Origin of the sequence: Methylobacterium segetis (genome assembly GCF_004348265.1) — a bacterium.
Classification (GTDB): Bacteria; Pseudomonadota; Alphaproteobacteria; order Rhizobiales; family Beijerinckiaceae; genus Methylobacterium; species Methylobacterium segetis.
Genome location: NZ_SMNT01000103.1, coordinates 1 through 18,769 on the forward strand (window position 1 = coordinate 1; position 18,769 = coordinate 18,769).

At 71.4% G+C, this 18,769-nt stretch carries 20 protein-coding genes; 5 read left to right on the plus strand and 15 right to left on the minus strand.

Annotated elements, in window-relative coordinates; all coding sequences use genetic code 11:
- The 3 genes from nrfD to E1J50_RS21300 form a co-directional block, all read right to left on the minus strand.
- Window positions 1-518, minus strand: a 518-nt coding sequence (gene nrfD / locus E1J50_RS21290) for an NrfD/PsrC family molybdoenzyme membrane anchor subunit (protein WP_165937942.1), incomplete at its 3' end; no start/stop codon positions are given.
- Window positions 515-1,432 (minus strand): 4Fe-4S dicluster domain-containing protein, encoded by a 918-nt coding sequence (locus E1J50_RS21295; RefSeq protein WP_132255792.1) that lies wholly within the window; start codon window positions 1,430-1,432, stop codon window positions 515-517. The genes E1J50_RS21295 and nrfD, both read right to left, overlap by 4 nt.
- Before the next feature lies 1 nt (window position 1,433).
- Entirely contained in the window at window positions 1,434-1,652 is a 219-nt protein-coding gene (locus E1J50_RS21300) for a hypothetical protein (RefSeq protein WP_132255793.1), read from the minus strand.
- Window positions 1,653-1,960: 308 nt separating this feature from the next.
- Between E1J50_RS21300 and fdh the strand changes: the two genes are divergently transcribed.
- Together fdh and E1J50_RS21315 are read left to right on the plus strand one after the other, a co-directional pair.
- Window positions 1,961-5,206: a formate dehydrogenase gene (gene fdh / locus E1J50_RS21310; protein ID WP_281024585.1), complete on the plus strand. Its 3,246-nt coding sequence runs from the start codon at window positions 1,961-1,963 to the stop codon at window positions 5,204-5,206.
- Window positions 5,196-5,498 (plus strand): hypothetical protein, encoded by a 303-nt coding sequence (locus E1J50_RS21315; protein WP_132255795.1) that lies wholly within the window; start codon window positions 5,196-5,198, stop codon window positions 5,496-5,498. The genes fdh and E1J50_RS21315 overlap by 11 nt, the downstream gene beginning before the upstream one ends.
- Before the next feature lie 3 nt (window positions 5,499-5,501).
- On the opposite strand, the gene E1J50_RS21320 is transcribed toward E1J50_RS21315, so the two are convergent.
- Window positions 5,502-5,735 (minus strand): hypothetical protein, encoded by a 234-nt coding sequence (locus E1J50_RS21320; protein ID WP_132255796.1) that lies wholly within the window; start codon window positions 5,733-5,735, stop codon window positions 5,502-5,504.
- Between the two features lie 455 nt (window positions 5,736-6,190).
- Here E1J50_RS21320 and E1J50_RS21325 point away from each other — a divergent pair, with 455 nt between their 5' ends.
- The 3 genes from E1J50_RS21325 to E1J50_RS21335 all read left to right on the plus strand — a co-directional run bounded on the left by E1J50_RS21325 (window position 6,191) and on the right by E1J50_RS21335 (window position 10,439).
- Window positions 6,191-7,201, plus strand: a complete 1,011-nt coding sequence (locus tag E1J50_RS21325; RefSeq protein ID WP_132255797.1) for an NAD-dependent epimerase/dehydratase family protein — start codon at window positions 6,191-6,193, stop codon at window positions 7,199-7,201.
- 72 nt (window positions 7,202-7,273) lie between these two features.
- On the plus strand, window positions 7,274-8,134 hold the full coding sequence (gene sseA, locus E1J50_RS21330; RefSeq protein WP_132255798.1) for a 3-mercaptopyruvate sulfurtransferase: 861 nt from the start codon (window positions 7,274-7,276) through the stop codon (window positions 8,132-8,134).
- A 214-nt stretch (window positions 8,135-8,348) separates the two neighbouring features.
- Complete coding sequence (locus E1J50_RS21335) at window positions 8,349-10,439, plus strand: carbohydrate porin (protein WP_132255799.1); 2,091 nt, start codon at window positions 8,349-8,351, stop codon at window positions 10,437-10,439.
- 7 nt (window positions 10,440-10,446) lie between these two features.
- On the opposite strand, the gene E1J50_RS21340 is transcribed toward E1J50_RS21335, so the two are convergent.
- The 11 genes from E1J50_RS21340 to E1J50_RS21390 form a co-directional block, all read right to left on the minus strand.
- A complete protein-coding gene (locus E1J50_RS21340) occupies window positions 10,447-10,896 on the minus strand; it encodes a cupin domain-containing protein (protein WP_132255800.1) in 450 nt (149 codons plus the stop codon).
- A gap of 324 nt (window positions 10,897-11,220) precedes the next feature.
- Window positions 11,221-11,799, minus strand: coding sequence for a PAS domain-containing protein (locus E1J50_RS21345; protein WP_245516689.1), 579 nt, complete (start codon window positions 11,797-11,799; stop codon window positions 11,221-11,223).
- A 429-nt stretch (window positions 11,800-12,228) separates the two neighbouring features.
- The gene (locus E1J50_RS21350; protein ID WP_245516690.1) at window positions 12,229-12,867 is read right to left on the minus strand and encodes a Crp/Fnr family transcriptional regulator; all 639 of its coding nucleotides are present in this window, start codon (window positions 12,865-12,867) and stop codon (window positions 12,229-12,231) included.
- Between the two features lie 179 nt (window positions 12,868-13,046).
- Entirely contained in the window at window positions 13,047-13,295 is a 249-nt protein-coding gene (locus E1J50_RS21355; protein WP_132255802.1) for a hypothetical protein, read from the minus strand.
- Between the two features lie 110 nt (window positions 13,296-13,405).
- Window positions 13,406-13,771, minus strand: a complete 366-nt coding sequence (locus E1J50_RS21360; protein WP_132255803.1) for a hypothetical protein — start codon at window positions 13,769-13,771, stop codon at window positions 13,406-13,408.
- 62 nt (window positions 13,772-13,833) lie between these two features.
- On the minus strand, window positions 13,834-14,829 hold the full coding sequence (locus E1J50_RS21365; protein WP_132255804.1) for an FAD:protein FMN transferase: 996 nt from the start codon (window positions 14,827-14,829) through the stop codon (window positions 13,834-13,836).
- A 6-nt stretch (window positions 14,830-14,835) separates the two neighbouring features.
- Complete coding sequence (locus E1J50_RS21370; protein ID WP_132255805.1) at window positions 14,836-15,645, minus strand: DUF4198 domain-containing protein; 810 nt, start codon at window positions 15,643-15,645, stop codon at window positions 14,836-14,838.
- A 50-nt stretch (window positions 15,646-15,695) separates the two neighbouring features.
- Window positions 15,696-16,211, minus strand: a complete 516-nt coding sequence (locus tag E1J50_RS21375) for a DUF2271 domain-containing protein (protein ID WP_132255806.1) — start codon at window positions 16,209-16,211, stop codon at window positions 15,696-15,698.
- A gap of 14 nt (window positions 16,212-16,225) precedes the next feature.
- Window positions 16,226-16,918: a PepSY-associated TM helix domain-containing protein gene (locus E1J50_RS21380; protein WP_132255807.1), complete on the minus strand. Its 693-nt coding sequence runs from the start codon at window positions 16,916-16,918 to the stop codon at window positions 16,226-16,228.
- Complete coding sequence (locus tag E1J50_RS21385; RefSeq protein ID WP_132255808.1) at window positions 16,915-17,598, minus strand: Fe2+-dependent dioxygenase; 684 nt, start codon at window positions 17,596-17,598, stop codon at window positions 16,915-16,917. Before E1J50_RS21385 ends, E1J50_RS21380 begins: the two co-directional genes overlap by 4 nt.
- A 12-nt stretch (window positions 17,599-17,610) precedes the next feature.
- The coding region (locus E1J50_RS21390; protein ID WP_132255809.1) for a TonB-dependent receptor at window positions 17,611-18,769 on the minus strand (1,159 nt) is incomplete at its 5' end.

An 18,769-nucleotide genomic window follows, 5' to 3' on the forward strand; every position in this document is an offset into this window, starting at 1 on the left:
GGCAGGCTCGCCGCCCGCGCGGCGGCGCGCGAGGCGCGCGGCGCCACGCCCCGATCCCCCGCGAACTGCGCCGCCGCGGCGAGCGTCGCGGCGCCCGAGAAGCCGATCAGGATCCAGGTGCCGATCGACATCGGCGAGGTCGCCTTGGCGACGCGGAACATGTTGTAGAAGCGCTCGGGCGTGTGCAGGTCGTAGACCAGGAGCGCGGAGCCGAGCGTCGGCGCGAGCAGGGCCGCGTAGCGGCCCCGGCGCACGAGGTCCTCCGCGCCCTCGCCGAGCGTCACGTCGGCGACCGCGGCGATCAGCGCGCTCGCCCCCGACAATCCGGCGAGGAAGACGTAGCCGCCGACGACGTTCGGCTCGAAGGGCGCGGGCTTGAGGGCGGGGCGCCCGTAATAGGTCGGTCCGTCCCAGGCGGAGTCGCGGCCGGGGGGCGGCATGTCCCGGTCCATCGCCGAGCCGGGCCGGGCCGGCGGATCCTCGGGGCCGCGGATCGCGACCGGATAGGGCACGCTCATGGCCGGCGCTCCGCGTCGGAGAACAGGAGGGCGGCCGCGAGGGTCAGGCCCGCCACGGCGGCGAGCCCGGAGAACAGGCTCGGCGCCACCCGACGCGAGGGCCGGGACGGCGCCGAGGGCAGGTTGTAGACCTCCGGCCGGTCGATGAGCAGGAAGAAGGCGTTGAGGTGGCTCATGCCGCCCGTGGCCCCCGGCGCGCCCGGCGTTCCGTAGAGGTAGGCCGAGGGCACGCCGCGGGCGTGCAGTTCCTCCACGCGCAGGGCCGCCCGCTCCTGCAGGTCGGAGAGTTCGCCGAACTGGATCGAGTCGGTCGGGCAGGACTTGGCGCAGGCGGGCTCGAGCCCGCCCTTGAGCCGGTCGTAGCAGAGGGTGCACTTGTGCGCCTTGCCGTCGAGGGTGCTCACCTCGACGACGCCGAAGGGGCAGGCCGGCACGCAATAGCCGCAGCCGTTGCAGATGTCCTGCTGCACGACGACCGTGTCGAACTCGGTCTTGAACAGGGCGCCGGTCGGGCAGGCCTCCATGCAGGGCGCGTGGTGGCAATGCTTGCAGACGTCGCTCATCATCAGCCAGCCGCTCTGGAAGGGCTGCTGGGCCGTGCCGCGCACGCCCTCCGCGCCGCTCTTCTCGACGAAGCTGACGTGGCGCCAGGTGTTGGCCGAGAGGGCGCCGGTATTGTCGAAGCTCTGGCCGGTCAGGCCGAGATTGTCGGCCGGCAGGGTGTTCCATTCCTTGCAGGCGACCTCGCAGGCCTTGCAGCCGATGCAGACGGTCGTGTCCGTGAAGAAGCCGTAGGACTTGCCCGGCTCGATCCGCACGCCGGCCGTCAGCTCGGATTCGTCCGGGATGACGCGGTCGAGGTCCGATTGGGGGTACTCGGCCGCGCGCGGATGCATGTGGACGATGGTGTCCATCTCAGATCCGCTCGATGCGCTGCGCGAGGTACCCGAGGATGTTGCGCGCGGCCTCGTAGGTGACGCGGATCCTGGCCTGCTCGCGCTGCAGGCCCTCGAGGTCGTCGCCCTCGGCCAGCATGTGCGGCGAGAGCACGAAGAGATGCGAGACGCCCTCCCCGTCGGTGAGCTGGAAGCGGCTCTCCTGGGCGATCGTGACGACGCCGCGAATCGTGGGCATGCGGGCTCCGGGCCTGTCTCTCGAAGGGCGCGAGCGACCCGCGCGCCAGCTTCGAAACGTTCCAGGCGGGGCCATGTTTCCGGGGCGCGGCGTCGCCGGTCCGATCGTGGCGCGTCGCAGACCGGCGGGCGAACGGGGCTGTGCGCAGCCCCCTCACGGCGGGTCATCACGGCGCCTGCCACGAAGCGATATCGCGATCGGGGCCGAGGCCCCGTTGGAGCGCCCAGGACGCGGAGACGCGGAACCCGCCCCGCTTCCCACGGTTGCCGCTCAGAGCACGGCGTTTCAGCGTGAGGGATTTCGGGATCATGGCGCGGGACGGACGGAACGGGGGAGGTCACCCCTGGGGCAAGCGCTCCCGCACGGTCGGCAAGGGGCTCGGCGCGCGCGTCGCCGGGTTCCTGCAGGATTGGTCCCTGCCGCGCCAGTTCGCGGGGCAGGACGTGCAGTCGACGGCCGCGCGCTCCTCGGCCTCCGAGCGGCTGCGCCCGCGCCTGGAGCAGGCCGACCGGGTCGGCACCAGCGTCTGCCCGTTCTGCGCGGTGGGCTGCGGCCAGCTCATCTACGCGAAGAACGGGCGGCCCATCCACGTGGAGGGCGATCCGCGCTCGCCCGTCAACGCCGGAACCCTCTGCCCCAAGGGCGCGGGCACGCTCGGCATGCTGCTCTCGCCGGAACGGATCACGAAGGTGCTCTACCGGGCCCCGCGCTCGCGGGACTGGGAGGTGCGCCCCCTCGACTGGGCGATGGAGCGGATCGCGCAGCTCACCCGCCAAGCCCGCGACGAGACCTTCGCGGAGACGCTGCCCGACGGGCGCATCGTCAACCACACGGTCGGGATCGGGTCGCTCGGGGGGGCGACCATGGACAACGAGGAGAACTACCTCATCAAGAAGCTGTTCGGCGGCGGCCTCGGCATGCTGAACATCGAGAACCAAGCCAGGATCTGACACTCCTCCTCGGTGCCCAGTCTGGGTACCTCCTTCGGACGCGGCGCCGCCACCATGGCGCTGTGGGACCTCGCCAATTCCGACTGCATCATCGAGATGGGCTCCAACATCGCGGAGAACCATCCGATCGCCTTCCGCTTCGTCACGGAGGCGCAGCGGCGCGGCGCGACCATCATCCACATCGACCCGCGCTACACGCGGACCAGCGCGCTGGCCGACATCTACGCGCCGATCCGCTCGGGCACCGACATCGCCTTCCTCGGCGGGATGATCCGCCACATCCTGGAGAACGACCTCTGGTTCCGGGATTTCGCGCTCGAATACACGAACCTCGCCCACATTATCGAGGACGGCTACGAGGATCCGGAGGCCCATGATGGGCTGTTCTCGGGCTTCGACCCGGACACGGGCGCCTACAGCCAGGACACCTGGCAGTACAAGGGCAAGACGGTGCCCTCCTCCATCGCCGAGCACCGCGAGCAGACGAAGGAGCAGGACGGCGGCGATTACGAGAGCATGACGGAGAGCCCGCCGCCGCAGGACCGCACGCTGCAGCACCCGAACTGCGTCTACCAGATCATGCGCCGCCACTACGCGCGCTACACGCCCGAGATGGTGGAGCGGGTCACCGGCTGCCCGAAGGAGACCTTCCTGACGATCGTCGAGACGCTGGCGAGGAATTCAGGCCGCGAGCGCACCGGTGCCTTCACCTACGCGGTCGGCTGGACGCACCACTCGACGGGCGTGCAGATCATCCGGGCCTGCACCATCGTCCAGGCCCTGCTCGGCAATGTCGGCCGGCCCGGCGGCGGCATCATGGCCCTGCGCGGCCATGTCAGCATCCAGGGCTCGACCGACATCCCGACCCTCTACAACATGCTGCCCACCTACCTGCCGCAGCCGAACGTCTTCCACGACCACGCCACCCTCGAGCGCTACCTGAAATCGGAGACGCCGACGACGGGCTGGTGGTCGAACATGCCGAAATATGTCGTGAGCCTTCTGAAGGCCTGGTACGGCGAGGCGGCGACGAAGGCCAACGACTGGGGCTACCCGTTCCTGCCGAAGCTCACGGGCGACTGCTCGCAGGAGCCGATGACCATGGCGATGGTCGACGGCGTGATGCGCGGCCAGTTCATGCTCGGCCAGAACCCCCTCGTGGGCGCGGTCAACGCCGATTTCGTGGAGCGGGGCCTCGCCCGCCTCGACTGGCTCGTGGTGCGCGATTTCGCCATGACCGAGACGGCGAATTTCTGGCAGAAGGGCCGCCTGATCGAGCGCGGCGAGACGCGGCCCGAGGATATCGAGACGGAGGTGTTCTTCCTGCCCGCGGCGATGCCCGGGGAGAAGGAGGGCACCGTCACCAACACGAGCCGCCTCGTGCAATGGCACGACAAGGTCTGCGAGGCGCCCGGCGACAGCCGCTCAGACCTCTGGTTCATCTACCATCTCGGGCGTCGCCTGAAGGAGCTCTACGCCGACAGCCGGGAGCTTCGCGACGGCGCGATCCAGGCGCTGACCTGGGACTACCCGACGAAAGGAGAATTGGCCGAGCCCGACGCGGAGGCGGTGCTCGCCGAGATCAACGGCTACACCGTCTCCGATGGCGAGCCGGTCGCCACCTACAAGGACCTGAAGGACGACGGCACCACCGCCTGCGGCGGCTGGATGTATTGCGGCATCATGCCGAAGAAGGGCCACAACGTCGCCCGCTCGCGAAAGCCCGACGGGCCGGACGGGCCGGGCTCGCATCTCGGCTGGGCCTTCGCCTGGCCGTCGAACCGGCGCACCCTCTACAACCGCGCCTCCGCCGACGCCGAGGGCAGGCCCTGGTCGGAGGCCAAGAAGCTCGTCTGGTGGGACGAGGCGAAGGAGACCTGGACCGGCCTCGACGTGCCGGATTTCGTGGAGACGAAGCGCCCCGATTACCGGCCCGACTGGTCGAAGCGCCCGCACGGCATGGACGCGCTCGGCGGCAACGACCCCTTCATCATGGAGGCGGACGGCAAGAGCCAGCTCTTCGTGCCGACGGGCCTGCGCGACGGGCCGCTGCCGACCCATTACGAGCCGATCGAGAGCCCGGTGCGGAACCCGCTCTACGGGCAGCAGATCAACCCGACGGCGAAGCTCTGGAACCGGCCCGGCAACACGCTGCACGAACCGGGGGACCCGCGCTTCCCCTACGTCTTCACCACGTTCCGCCTCACCGAGATCCATTGCGGCGGCGTGCCGACCCGGGTGATGCCGCACACGGCGGAGCTTCAGCCGGAGGCCTTCGTCGAGGTCTCGCCGGAACTCGCCGACGAACTCGGCATCCGGCATCTCGACTGGACGGTGCTGTCGAGCCTGCGCGGCGAGATCGAGGTGCGGGCGATGGTGACGGAGCGGGTGCGGCCCTTCATGATCGACGGCCGAACGGTTCACCAGATCGGCATGCCGTGGGTCTACGGGCGCGAGGGCTACGCGCGCGGCGCCATCGCCAACGTGCTGCTCGCGATCACGGGGGATGCGAATACCAGCATCCACACCACGAAGGCGCTCACCGTGAACCTGCGGCGGGGGCGGCTGACGCATCTGAAGCGGGAGGCGCGCCGTGGCAGGTGAGGCGCGGCCGGGGCGCGCGGCGCTGGCCGCGCTCGACCAAGTCCTGGCTCACCGCCCGAAGAAGGACGACCCCGCCTTCGCCCGAGCGACGGCCTGCCTCACGGCATTCCGCGACGAGCTGATCGCGGGGCACAGGCGGCAGACCTGCACGCGGGAGCGGCTGACCCACCTCAACGGGGTGATCAGCGTCGTGCTCGCCGGCCATTTCCCGCTCGGGGACGTGCCCTGGGACGAGCTCGACAAGGCGCGCGGCTGGCTGAGCGACCTCGTGGACGTGATCGAGCCGGCGTGATCCTCAGCGGATCCGGCCGGGGCGGGCCGGTTCGAACACGATGCGGCGGTGGAAGGCGCACCAGCTCTTGCCGTCGGCGACGGGCGCGCCGCAGCAGACGGCCGCGTCGTTCGGCTCGCCGATGATGAACTTGCAGACGAACGCTCCCGACTGCGCGAAGGGTACGCGCAGCTCGGCGGATGGCTCGGCGATCTGCTCGGCGTCGCCGATCTGGGACATGCGGACGAGTTGATTCATGAAACGGGGACTCGTGGAGCGAACATGGATGCGCGGGTTCGAGGCCCGGCGGATTGTGATTGCGCGCGACGCGCCCGGCGAGCCGCCCCCTGCCCGCACGTCGTCGTGTGCCGAAATCAGGATGCAGACCCGTGCGATCCCATGAGGGAGGCGCATCAACGTCATGCTGCTGTTATAACTGGTGTTCTGGGCGCCCGAAACAAGTCCCGCATGCGCATGGCGCAACCGCGCACAGACATTTCGCGGGAGCAAAACGAGGGATTCTCAAGCGTCGCCGCGCCGATCGGAGTGGAGACGCGCCCGTGAACAGAGGATGGCGGCGGTCGCGACAGTCGTTATGCCTGCCGGGATCGGTGAAGGCCGGGATCGTCGCTGCCGGGATCCGTTTCGTCTCGGGCTCCGGTCCATCCCGGACTGACCGGATGCGGAGCCTCCGCGATGGTGGATGAGGAAACATGCGCGTCTTCGTGACCGGCTCGGCCGGCTTCATCGGCTTCCACCTGAGCCGGCTGCTGCTCGCCGAGGGGCACGCGGTGATCGGGCTCGACGGCTTCTCCGACTATTACGATGTCGGGCTCAAACGCGCCCGGCACGCGGAGCTCGCGCGCGACGCGGCGTTCGAGCCCGTGGAGGGCCGGCTCGAGACGCCGGGCCTGCTGCGCGACCTCATGGCGCGGGCGCGGCCCGACATCGTCGTCCACCTCGCCGCCCAGGCCGGCGTCCGCTACAGCCTGGAGAACCCGCAGGCCTATGCCGACGCCAACCTGATGGGCAGCTTCCAGCTGCTCGAGGCGGTGCGCGCCCACCCCGTGCGCCACCTGCTGCTCGCCTCGACCAGCTCGGCCTATGGCGGCAATACGGAGCTGCCCTTCCGCGAGACCGACCGGGCGGTGAGCCCGCTCACCCTCTACGCGGCCTCGAAGCTCGCGATGGAGGCGATGGCCCATTCCTACAGCCATCTCTTCGCGATCCCGACCACCGCCTTCCGCTTCTTCACGGTCTACGGACCCTGGGGCCGGCCGGACATGGCGCTGTTCCTGTTCACGCGGAAGATCCTGGCGGGCGAGCCGATCGAGGTCTTCTCCGGCGGCTCGGCCGAGCGCGACTTCACCTACGTGTCCGACCTCGTCGACGCGATCCGCCGGCTCGTCGACGTGCCGCCGCCCCTGCCCGGCGCGGCCGCTCCCGCCGGCCCCTTCGACACGCTGAGCGCCAGCGCGCCCTATCGCCTCGTCAATCTCGGCGGCGGCCGCCCGGTGCGGCTCGACGCGATGATCGACGCCCTGGAGGCGGCCCTCGGGCGGAGGGCCGAGCGGATCCTGAAACCGCTGCCGCCCGGCGACGTGGCGCGGACCCACGCCAGCACCGAGCTCCTGCAGGCCCTGATCGGCCGCGTGCCCGAGACGCCGATCGAGACCGGCATCCCCGCCTTCGTCGCGTGGTACCGCGGCTATTACGGGATGTGAGGCGCACCCGTGCAACCGCGCTCAGGATATGGTTGAGTGCGCTCCCTCGATGCCCGCAGGATGACTGGATTCATGGCGACAACGTCCCTCGTCAGCCCGGAATGGCTCCATGAGCGCCTCGCCGCGCCGGACCTCGTCGTCCTCGACGGGTCCTGGTACCTGCCGGCGGCGGGCCGCGACCCGGAGGCGGAGTATCGCGCCGCGCACATCCCGGGCGCGATCCGCTTCGACATCGACGCGGTGAGCGACGAGGGATCCGGGCTGCCGCACATGCTGCCGCGGCCCGAGGTCTTCGCCTCCCGGATGCGGGCGCTCGGCATCGGCGACGGCGCGCAGATCGTGGTCTACGACGGGATGGGCCTGTTCTCCGCCCCCCGGGTCTGGTGGATGCTGCGCACCTTCGGGGTGCGCGACGTCGCGGTGCTCGACGGGGGGCTCCCCGCCTGGGTCGCGGCCGGCTACCCGACCGAGGAGGGCGAGCCGCGCCCCCGCGACCGGCGCCACTTCACGGCCCGGCTCGACAACGGCGCCGTGGCCGATGCGGGCGACATTGCCCGCGCCCTCGACACGGGGAGCGCCCAGGTGGTCGATGCCCGCTCCGGCACGCGCTTCCGCGGCGAGGAGGCGGAGCCCCGCCCCGGCGTCCGTCCCGGCCACATGCCGGGCGCGCTCAACGTCCACTATGCCGCGCTGCAGACGGACGGCCGCATGAAGGATCCGGATTCGCTCCGCGCGGTCTTCGCCGAGAACGGGGTCGATCCCGACCGACCGGTCGTGACGACCTGCGGCTCGGGCGTCACCGCCGCGATCGTCTCCCTGGCCCTCGAATCGATCGGCCGCCCGGCCCGCGCCCTCTACGACGGCTCCTGGTCCGAATGGGGCGCGGACACGAGCCGCCCCGTCGAGACGGGGCCGGCGAAGGGCCGCACCTGAGGGGGGCGCGGATCGAGCCGGCCTGATCCGCCCCTCTCCGCCCCATCATCCCGCCCCCTGTCATCCGCCCGTCATCGATGGCGGGCTGGTTCATTTTTGCAACGCGGCCGGGGCGGTGGCGGGGTGGCCGGCCCGCGCGATTGCCGCCCCGGCCGCTTTTGATATGCGTCGGAGCGGGGCGGAGGGGAGCGGAGTGCGGCGCGACCGGGCGAGGATGGGGGATCGGTGCCGGCTGGCCGCGGCTCTCGCGGTCGGCTTCCTGCCGGGATTCGCCCGGGCGGCGGATGTGGCGCGGCCCGCGCCCCCGGCCTTCATCGACTGGTCGGGGCCCTATCTCGGGCTCGAGGGCAGCGCGGGCGCCTCCTTCGGCGCGCTCAACGTCGATGCGACGACGGTCGGCGGCCGCCCGGTCCCGCCCTTCAAATCGGGCGACGCCACCGGCCGTTTCGACATCGGCCGCGACGCGACGAGCGTGGTCGGCGGGGCCTTCGCCGGCTACAATTGGCAGTCCGGGCCCTGGCTCTACGGAATCGAGGCCGACCTTGCCGGCGCGAACCTCAAGCGGCCCATCGCCTCGACCGTGCCGGGCTTCGGCTACGAGGCCGTCGCCCCCCCCTTCGGCCTGATCCGCGGCAAGACCGACCTCTACGGGACGATGCGCGCCCGCCTCGGGATCGGGTTCGAGCGCGCCCTCGTCTACGCGACGTTCGGGCTGGCCGGCGCCGAGACCCGCATCCTGGCCGAGTATCCGGACCTCGCGGGCGGCCCCGGCGCGCGGGCCCGATACGACCTGACGCGGCTCGGCTTCACGCTCGGCGCAGGGGTGCAATACGCCATCAGCGATCACCTCGCGCTCGGCCTCGATTACCGCTACCTCGATCTCGGCCGCAGCGGGCGGTTCGACCTCGGCACCGTGCCCGGCCCGAACGGCGGACCCGTCTCGACCCGGGTCGGGGCCGTCTCGAACCAGATGCTGGCGCGCCTGTCCTGGTATCCGCAGGGCCTCGCGCTTCCCCCCGAGGCGGACGAGGGCGGTCCCGACGCCGCCGCGCTCGCCGAGCGGTTCTCGCTCCACGGGCAGACCACCTTCTTCAACCAGGCGGTGCCGGGCTTCCGCTCCCCCTACCGCGGCCCCAACAGCCTCGTGCCCCATCAGGCGCAGGCCACGACGACGGCGACCCTCTTCCTGGGCCTCAAGCTCTGGGAGGGGACCGAGCTCTATTACAACCCGGAATTCAGCCAGGGCTTCGGCCTCTCGCGCACGCTCGGGGTCGCCGGCTTCGTCAACGGCGAGGCCCAGAAGGCCGGCGCGCCCTTCCCCAAGCTGCGCTCGAACCGCTACTTCCTGCGCCAGACCTTCGGCCTCGGCGGCGAGACGGAAGACGTGGCGGACGGGCCGAACCAAGTCGCCACCCGCCGGGACGTCGAGCGCGTCACGGTGGTGGCCGGCAAGTTCGCGCTGGGCGACTTCTTCGACGGCAACGCCTACGCCCACGACCCGCGGGTCGATTTCATGAACTGGTCGCTCTGGGCCTCGACCGCCTGGGACTTCCCCGCCAACCTGCCGGGTTTCACGCAGGGCGTGATGGTCGAGTACAACCGGAAGGACTTTGCGATCCGGGCGGCCTACACGCAGGTGCCGAAGGAGCCCTCGAACGACGTGCTGGACCCGCGCGTCTTCCGCCGGGGCGGCGCCACGATCGAGTTCGAGGAGCGCCACGTCCTGCCCGGCCTCGACCAGCCGGGCAAGCTGCGGATCGGCCTGTTCTCGAACGTCGGCAACTCGGCGAATTACCGCGAGACCGTGGCCCTGACGCAGGCGGGCCTCTTCGCCGATGCCAGCGAGGCCGCCGACGCGACGCGCCGCCCGCGCCGCAAGAGCGGCCTCTACCTCAACCTGGAGCAGGCCGTGACCGCCGATCTCGGCGTGTTCGCCCGGGCGAGCGCCGCCGACGGCCGCAACGAGAACCTGTCCTTCACGGATGTCGACCGCTCGCTCTCGGGCGGAATCTCGCTGAAGGGGACGGCCTGGGACCGGCCGGCCGACACGGTCGGCCTCGGTGCCACGGCGAACGGCCTCTCCCCCGCGCACCGGGCCTTCTTCGCCAACGGGGGCCTCGGCCTGCTGATCGGCGACGGGCGGCTCAATTACGGGACCGAGCGCGCCTTCGAGGCCTTCTACGCGCTGAGCTTCGCCAAGTCCGTGACGCTCACGTTCAACTATCAGTTTGTCGTGAACCCCGCCTACAATCGGGACCGCGGCCCCGCCAACTTCTTCGGGACCCGGATCCACGCGGATTTCTGAGGCGCGCCTATCCGGCCTCCCGCTCCTCGGCGTGGAGCGCGTCGAGGTCCGGTAGCACCACCACGCTCTCCTGCTCGTTCGGGTCGGTCCGGGCGATCACCGCGATGCAGGGCTCCGTCGCGCTGAGGTTGTAGGGCCGGTGGGGCATGTTCGCCGGGATGTAGACGAAGTCGCCGGGGCCGGCGACGAGGTGGTGCTCCAGCCTCTCCCCGTACCACGTCCCGGAGCGCCCGCTCAGGATGTGGATCGCCGTCTCGTGGTTCTCGTGCTTGTGCGCCTTCGCCCAGGCCCCGGGCGGGATCGTCACGATCTGCATGTGGAGCCCGCGTGCGCCGACGGTCTCGGCCGAGATCGCGGGCGCGTAGGTGAGCCCCTGCTTGCCGATGAAGGCGGCGCCGGCCCCGACGACGCGGCAGGTCGGCACGGGATCGGTCGGGAGTTCGGGATCGGTCGGCATGGCGTGGCCTCCGGTGCCGGCCGGGGACGAGGCCCCCGCGCGGCCCGCCCCACTCTACGCTCCGGCCGGGCCGCGTACAGGGCGCCGCGCGTCGCAACCTCTTGGCGCCCCGCGAGTTCAAACCCCATCGCGATCCGGTCTTGCCCGACCAGTCTTGCCGGATCGTCCTGAGCCGGGCGGGTTCATCGACCCGCTTCGGCGACACTCGGACCCCAGATCCCGCGCGCGTTCCTCAGTGCAAGCTGACATCGGGCAGGCCGAATCGGGCGGGCCAGACGGAGGCGGCGATGACGCGGTCTCAGAAGATGAAACTGAAACGCTGGATCATGCGTGAGATCGATCGGACGCTGACACGAGGGGGACACGGCCCCGCGTGCGATCGAGCGATGCCGGAGACGGACGGTCGAGACGGGCACGGCCCCGTCCGATGATGCGCTCGCGCTCGCGCGGGACGCCCTCTTCCCGGGCGATCGACAGCCGCGCCGGGCGGCGCACTTCCAGGAGGATGCTGGCGCCGCCGACGACCGCGCCCGTCCGGTCCCGCAGGAGCGTCGGATAGGGCATGAACGTCACCCGCGTCCCGTCCGGCCGCTCGAGCACCGCCTGCGCGCCGCGGACCTCGCGGCCCTCCCGCAGCGTCAACGCCATCGGGCAGCGCTCGTGCGCGAGGGGCGCCCCGTCCGCGTCGTAGAGGCGCCACGCGCCGCACCAGCGGTCGAGCCCGAGCACGGGCCGGCGGCCCCACAGGGCGGCGGCGGCCTCGTTGTAGTAAGTCAGGCGCCCGTCCGGATCCGTCGTGTAGAGGGCGGCGTCGACCTGCCGGAACAGCTCGGCCCGCGACGGCTCGTAATTCCAATCGGAATCCGGCGCATCGAAATCATACTCGAAATCGGCTGGGTCCACGACGCTCTCCCACGACAGGCGGGCTCGAAATGCCCGCTCTAGCATTTCGCCTGCCCCCATCTGTCGCGGGTCCCTGGGAGCCGCCCGAGCCCGCATGGTGCGGGAAGGGCCGCCCTTCGGTGGGCGCCGGACGGCGCCTCACTCCAGATCGTCCAACGATACGGGATTGTGCCTTGCAAGCTTCCGGGGGCGGTCGCTCGCGAGACGCCATAGCCGAATCGCTTCGGCCTGGGCTCTCCCGTATTGCCTTGTACGGACGATTGATCAGTGTCACGGCACGCGGCGCGATGCAAGTGCTCCGAGAGACAAAAAGTGCCCCCTCGACCTTCCGGCCCCGCAACGGTGCAGGGTTGTGCAGTGCAATAGCCTCACGGAAATTCTAAATACTGACCGGCGACGCGAATCATCGTCGGCTGAGCTCGCGCGTCGTCATCCCGCGAGGTGCAGGTAGCCGGGATCGAACTCGGCGAAGGCGCGAAGGCGGGCGACGTCCGGCACCGTGAGCACGTGCTTGCCGGACACGATGAGGCCGCTCGCGCGCAGGGATTGCAGCACTCGGTTGACGTGCACGAAGGAGATGCCCGCCGTATCCGCGAGATCGACCTGCGAGAGGCGCAGGTCGATGCTGCTGTCGCCGGCGAGGTCGACCGCCTGCAGGCGGACGAGGAGCTCGCAGAACAGGTGCGCGATCCGCCGGTCCGCCGGCCGGCTGTCGTTGGCGAGCCATTCCCGGGCGGTGCTGAGTTCGGTCAGCGTGATCCAGCGCAGGGCCCGATCGATGCCCGGATGCGCCCGTGCGAGCTCCGCGAGCCGCTCCCGCGGGATGTCGGCGATGGCGCAGGGCGTGAGGGTGCCGATGCTCCAATCCGCCGCCCCGGAGGCGCTCGCGTGGACGTCGCAGAGGTCGCCCGGCAGGAGATAGGAGACGATGCGCCGGGTCCCGTCGAGCAGGATCTTGTAGCGGCAGGCGATGCCGCCGAGGACGAGGTGCACGCTCTCGGCGGCCGGAGGCATGGCGATGTCCCGCCGGGGCGCCACCGCGCGCGGGTTCAGCGTCAACTCCCGCAATACCCCCTGCTCCGTGTCCGAGAGGGGACCTGCGTGAGCGAGCCTTCTGGTCAGCGGATCAGGCACGAGCCCCTCGGTGCGGCTGCTCCGTACAGCCTAGGCCAAAGCCCGCTCCTGACAATATGTCACAACCCCGAGTTGATTTTTCTCGGTGACAGGCCGGGCGGAGTGCGAACCGCTCACGGGCCGTACTGGTGTCCCGTCTCCGCGTAGACGTGCCGCTCGGCCTTTCCCACGATCGTCGCCGGATCGTGGCCCCGAAGGCGGGCGAGGAGCAGCAGGTCGGTGATGAGATCCACGATCTCGCATTCCGAGACATCGTGGAGACGGCGCCCGCTGGAGCGCCAGCGAGGGGGGCTCGCGGTCTGGCGGGCGTAGGTGTCGAGAGCCTTCTGGGCGAGCTCGGCGCGTCGGTCCTCCGTCGGCATGAGCGTTCTCCACGATCCCCGCGGGCAACCTCCGCCCGGCAGGGCCGCCGCAGAGTACCAGCCTTCGCAGGATCCGCCGGCTCCGTACGCTGGCGGACGGGGCGTGGATATCAGATCGCCTCGTAGGCGAAGGCGACCGCGAGGGCCGTGAGCGCGATCAGGCCGAGGAGGAAGAACAGGTCGGCCATCCGCTCCAGGCGCAGGCTGACGGGGCGCCGGACCGGCATCCGCAGGGAGAGATAGGAGGTCAGCGCGCTGGCCAGGAACAGCAGCGCCGACAGCCCGACCCACTCGTCGACCCGGGTCATGCCGACCTGCCCCTCCGCGATCTTCACGAGCCCGATCAGGGTCGTGCAGATCCCGATCATCGTCGCCGCGCTCGGCAGGATGTGGTGGGACAGGGCGCTGTCGCGCCCCTGCCGCTCGCCCGCGCCTCTCCGCTCGCCGGCCGTGGGCGGCCGCTCCTCCGACGCCATGGTCTCCTCCCGACGGGTGCCCGGCGCCCGCGATGGTATCATCAGCTGGGCTTCTGCAACCGTCAGGCGAGCATCGCCTCTGCGGCGGGGCTGAAGCGCTCGACGAGGCGCCCCTCCTCGCGGGTGAGGAACCGGGCGGCGATGCGGTGTCGGCCCGCGTGGCGCGGGCCCGCCTCCGGCCCGAGCGCCATCAGGGCGGTGGCGAGCCCGTCCGCCATCATGCAGGAGGCGTGGAGCGCGCTCACCGCGACGAGGTCTCCCGGGACCGGCCGGCCCGTGCGGGGATCGAGGCTGTGCCCGTAGCGGCGCCCGCCATGCTCGAAGAAGCGCCGGTACTCGCCGGAACCCGCCACGGCGAGGTCGTGGAGGGCGACGACGGTGCCCGGGCCGCCCGTTCCCTCCCCGCCCTCCAACGCGACCCACCAGGGCTCGCGGCCGGGCTTCAGCCCCCGCCCGCGCAATTCGCCGCCGATCTCGACGAGGTGGTGGACGAGGCCCCGTCCGCTCAGGAGCTCCGAGACGCGATCGACCGCGTAGCCCTTGGCGATGGCCGAGAGGTCGAGGCTCAACCCGCCGGGCTGCAGGGCGCTGCGGCCCTCGCGATCGAGGGCGAGGCGTTCCCAGCCCGCCGCCGCCCGCGCCGCCGCGAGGGAATCGGGCGCCGGCGGCGCGGCGACGGGACCCGGAGGCCCGAAGCCCCAGAGGTCGACGAGGGCGCCGAGAGTCGGGTCGCAGGCGCCGCCCGTGTCCCGCGCGATGGCGCAGGCCGCGTCGAGCACCGTGAACAGGGCATCGGGCAGGACGTGGCGGCTGCCCGGCTCGGCCCGGTTGAAGCGGCAGAGGGCGGAGGCCGGCTCCCAGTGGCTGAGCTCGGCCACGAGGCGGGCGAGCTCGGCCTCGATCGCGGTCCTCAGGGAGGCGCCCTCCCCGCCCGCTCCGGCGCAGCGGACGGACCAGGTCGTGCCCATGGTTCGCCCAGCGAGCGTGAGGACCGGGCCGGCGGGTGCGCCGCCCGGGCCGATCGGCGCCACCGTCGCGGGGATCAGGACGCGGCGCATGCGGGCTTATTGCGGAAGCACCTCGAGCGTCGCGTTGTAGGCGGCGCGGCGGCGGGCGTTCGGGATCGTCGCCTTGTCGTCCTGCACCTCGGCGCCGAGCCAGTACATCCCGGCCTGGGGCCATGTCACGCTGAAGCTGCCGTCGGCGCCCGTCTTCAGGCGGATCTCGCCCGGCGCGTCCCGGTAGCGCACGCCGCCGCGGACGATCTCGACGTCGACATTGGCCGCGGGCGCGCCGTCGAGGAGGAGCGTGAAGCGGGCGGTCTCGCCGGAAGCGAGGTTGTTCGGGTGGGTCTCGGCCCGCAGGTCCAGCCCCTTGGCGGCGGGCGCAAGCGCCGGCGTGCTCGGCTTGCCGAGCGACACGAAGGTGTCGGTGCGCTGCTGCGTCTGCGTCAGCCTGAGGTCGGTCGCCTCCTTCGGGACGTCGCGCTCGAGCGCCTCGGGCCGGCCGCGCCAGCGCTTCGGCTCACCGTTGAGCTTGTAGGTCGCGAACAGGCCCTCGCCGACGACGCTCGCCCGGTAGGTGCCGGGCTTCGTCAGGTGCAGGTCGAAGGTGCTGCGGAACTTGCCCGTGGCGGCGTTCTCGGCCTTCACGGCCTCGCCGTCCGGCCCCGTCACGACGAGGTTGTCCAGCCGCATCGGCACGTGCTCGAACACGAACAGGTCGTTCGAGACCGCCGCGTCGACCGTGACCCAGACATCGGCTCCCGACAGAACCGTCGAGGAGGGCAGCATCCAGGCTTTGTGGGCGGCGGCGGGCGCGGCCGCGGCGAGGGCGGCGAGGAGGGGGAGCGCGAGGCGGGCGAGATGGCGCATGGGATCTCTCACGGCGGGGTCGTGTCGGGGCAGTTCTGTCGGCAGGTCTGTCAGGGCTTGAGGCCGACCGAGACGGCGCCGAGCTCGCTCGTGCCCCTGGCCTCGGCGCGCGCCCCGGCCTGCGGCGGCCAGGAAACGGGCAGGCGCAGCACCTCGCGGCCGCCGACCTCGCGGGCGGCCTCGACCACGATCTCGTAATGGCCGGGCTTGAGGGCCGCGAAGGGGGCGGCGTCGGTGGAGAAGCTCAGCGCGTGGGCGCCGACGGGCTTCGTCGCGCCGCTGATCCCGTCGAGGGGCAGCTCGGTCTCGCGGCCGATGCGGCGCCACCATTGCCGCATGTCCTTCAGCCACTTGGCGCCGCCCTCCCCCTCCTTCTTGCGCACGTCGTACCAGACGGCGAGGTTGGCGAGCGCCGCCCCGTCCGCCCCCTCGAGCCAGACGGCGAGGTAGGGGCGGTGGTACTCGGACACGTCGAGGCGCGGGATCTCCACGCTCACGGCGACCTCGCCCGCGAGTGCGGGGCCGGCGATCAGGGTCGGAAACAGGGCGGTGACGGCGCGGCGCATCGGATCTTCGCCTTTCAGGCGTGGATGAACAGGAGGGCGAGGCCGAGCGGCAGGGCGAGGCCGAGCCCGACCACGGGCCACGTGGCGGGGCGCCGCCCGGCGTGGAAGTGCAGCAGGATCAGCCCCGTCAGGCAGAAGATCAGGCAGGCGCCCGCGAACAGGTCGATGAACAGGCTCCAGGCGGCCCCCGCATTGCGCCCCTTGTGGAGGTCGTTGAGGTAGGAGATCCAGCCGCGGCTGCTCCGCTCGTAGAGGACGGCGCCGTCGCTCCGGCCGATGCTGACGAAGCCGTCGCCCCCGGGCCGCGGCAGGGAGAGCAGCGCCTCGCTGCGGGAGAGCTCGGCCTCGCGGCCCGCGGCCGCCACGCCGAGCTCGCCCTTGAGCCAGTCCGCCACGGGACCCGGCAGGGCGGCGCGGCCGCTCGCCGGCAGGGCCGCCAGCGCTTCGCGCAGGTCCCGGGGCAGCACGGCATCCCGGCTCTCCACCGCGGCGCGCGCCTCGAAGCGGCCGGCATGGTTGAGAGTGAAGCCCGTCACCGTGAAGAGCAGCATGCCGACGAGGCAGAGGGCGGAGGAGACCCAGTGCCAGGCGTAGAGCTGCTTCAGCCAGAAGGCCCGGCGGCCGCGCGCGCGGCGGCGCGCCTCCTCCGCCCCGTTCTCCGGAGCGGTCTCCGCGGCGGCCTTGGTGGCGAGGCCCGCGCTCCTCACAGCTCGGCCCAGCGGCGCAGGAGGTTGGGGTAGGTGCTGGTGAGCGCGATCACGGCGGGGTTGTCGTCGGAGAGATCGCCGCGCACGCCCGTGATGCCGCGGTCGAGGTCGTAGAGGAGGGCGCGGGCGCCGTCGTCCTTGACCAGGGATTGCGACCAGAAGAACGCCGACCAGCGCGAGCCCCGGGTGATCGGCTCGACCCGATGCAGCGAGGTCGCGGGATAGACGATCATGTCGCCCGCCGGCAGCTTCACGGCGTGCGAGCCGAACGTGTCCTCGATGACGAGCTCGCCGCCGTCGTACGCGGCGGGGTCCGTCAGGAAGAGGGTCGTCGAGACGTCGGCCCGCATCCGGATGCCGGCGCCGGGCACCATCCGGATCGCCCCGTCGACATGGGCGCCGAAGCCCATGCCCACATCGTAGCGGTTGAAGAGGGGCGGCAGCACCCGCAGGGGCAGCGCCGCCGCGTTGAAGAGCGGGCTCCGCCCCAGCGCCCGCAGGATCAGGTCGCCGAGCTCGCGGGCAACAGCCGAATCCTCCGGGATCTGCAGGTTGCGCTTGGCGCGCGCCGCCTGCGCGCCGGCCGTGACGCGCCCGTCGACCCACTCTCCCCCCTCGAGCCGGCCGCGCATATGGGCGACCTCCTCGGGCGAGAGCACGTTCTTCACATGGACGAGCACGGTTTCCGACCCTCAGAACCGGGTGCCGAGGCTCACCAGCACCGTCCGGCCCGAGAGGGGCACGGCGCGGGTCGAGAAGCCGGAACCGTAATTCAGCTCGTCCGTCAGGTTGTAGACGTTGACGGCGACCCGGTAGGCGTCGGTCTCGTAGGAGATCAGCCCATCGAGCGAGAAGGTCCCGGGGATGCGGGCGATGTTGTCGCTCGCCGGGAAGTAGCCGTCGTCGAAGGTCACTCCGCCGCCGACCGTGATCTTCCCCGGCAGGTTCCACCACGAGCGGCCGAGGGCCGTCAGGTCGTAGGTCGTCCAGAGGGTGAAGGCGTTGGCGGGCACGAAGGGCGCGACCCGGCCCGCATTGACGCCGGACAGGACCGTCCCGTCGAGGTGGGTGTAGCCGGCGATGATGTTCCACTCCTCGCTGAGCTTGCCGGTGATCGAGGCCTCGAACCCGTCGACCCGGCGGCGCTCGCCCGCGTCGAGGGCGCCGTTGATGATGCTGCCCGTGACGGGATCGATGTCGAAGCTGTTGCTCTTGTCGATCCGGAACAGCGCCGCGGCGAGGCCGAGGCGGCCGCCGAGCACGCTGACCTTGGCGCCGACCTCGTAGAGGTCGCTCTCCTCGGGCTTCAGCGCGGCGGCGTTCGGGATCTCGATGCCCGTCGAGTTCGCCACGTACTGCCCCTGCGGGGAGAAGCCGCGCGAATAGGAGACGTAGTAGGTCTGCTCGGGCGTCGGCTGCCAGATGCCGCTGACCTTCGGGCTGACCCCGGTCGAGGGGGCGATCACGGAGGGGGTGAAGACGGCGTTCGCGTTGGTGGCGGTGTAGCTGCTGACGAAGCGGTCGACGCGCACGCCGCCCAGGATCGAGAATTGCTCGGTCAGCCAGACCCGGTCGCTGAAGAAGGCGCCGAGATTGGCGCCTTGCGTCAGGCGGCGGCTGGCCGGGTTCGGCACCAGCGAGTAGCCGACCTGATCGTGGAGCGGGGTCAGCAGGCGCTGGTTCGGGCGCGTTCCGAGCACCTGGTAGTTGATGCGGTCGTCGTCCTGGTAGAACAGGTCGAGCCCGGTCACGACCTCGTGGCGCAGGAAGCCGGTGTGGAACTTGGCGATGGCCGTCGTGACGTTCTGCGCGCCCCAGGCGTCCTGTCCGAACGTCTGGCCGCCGCCCGCG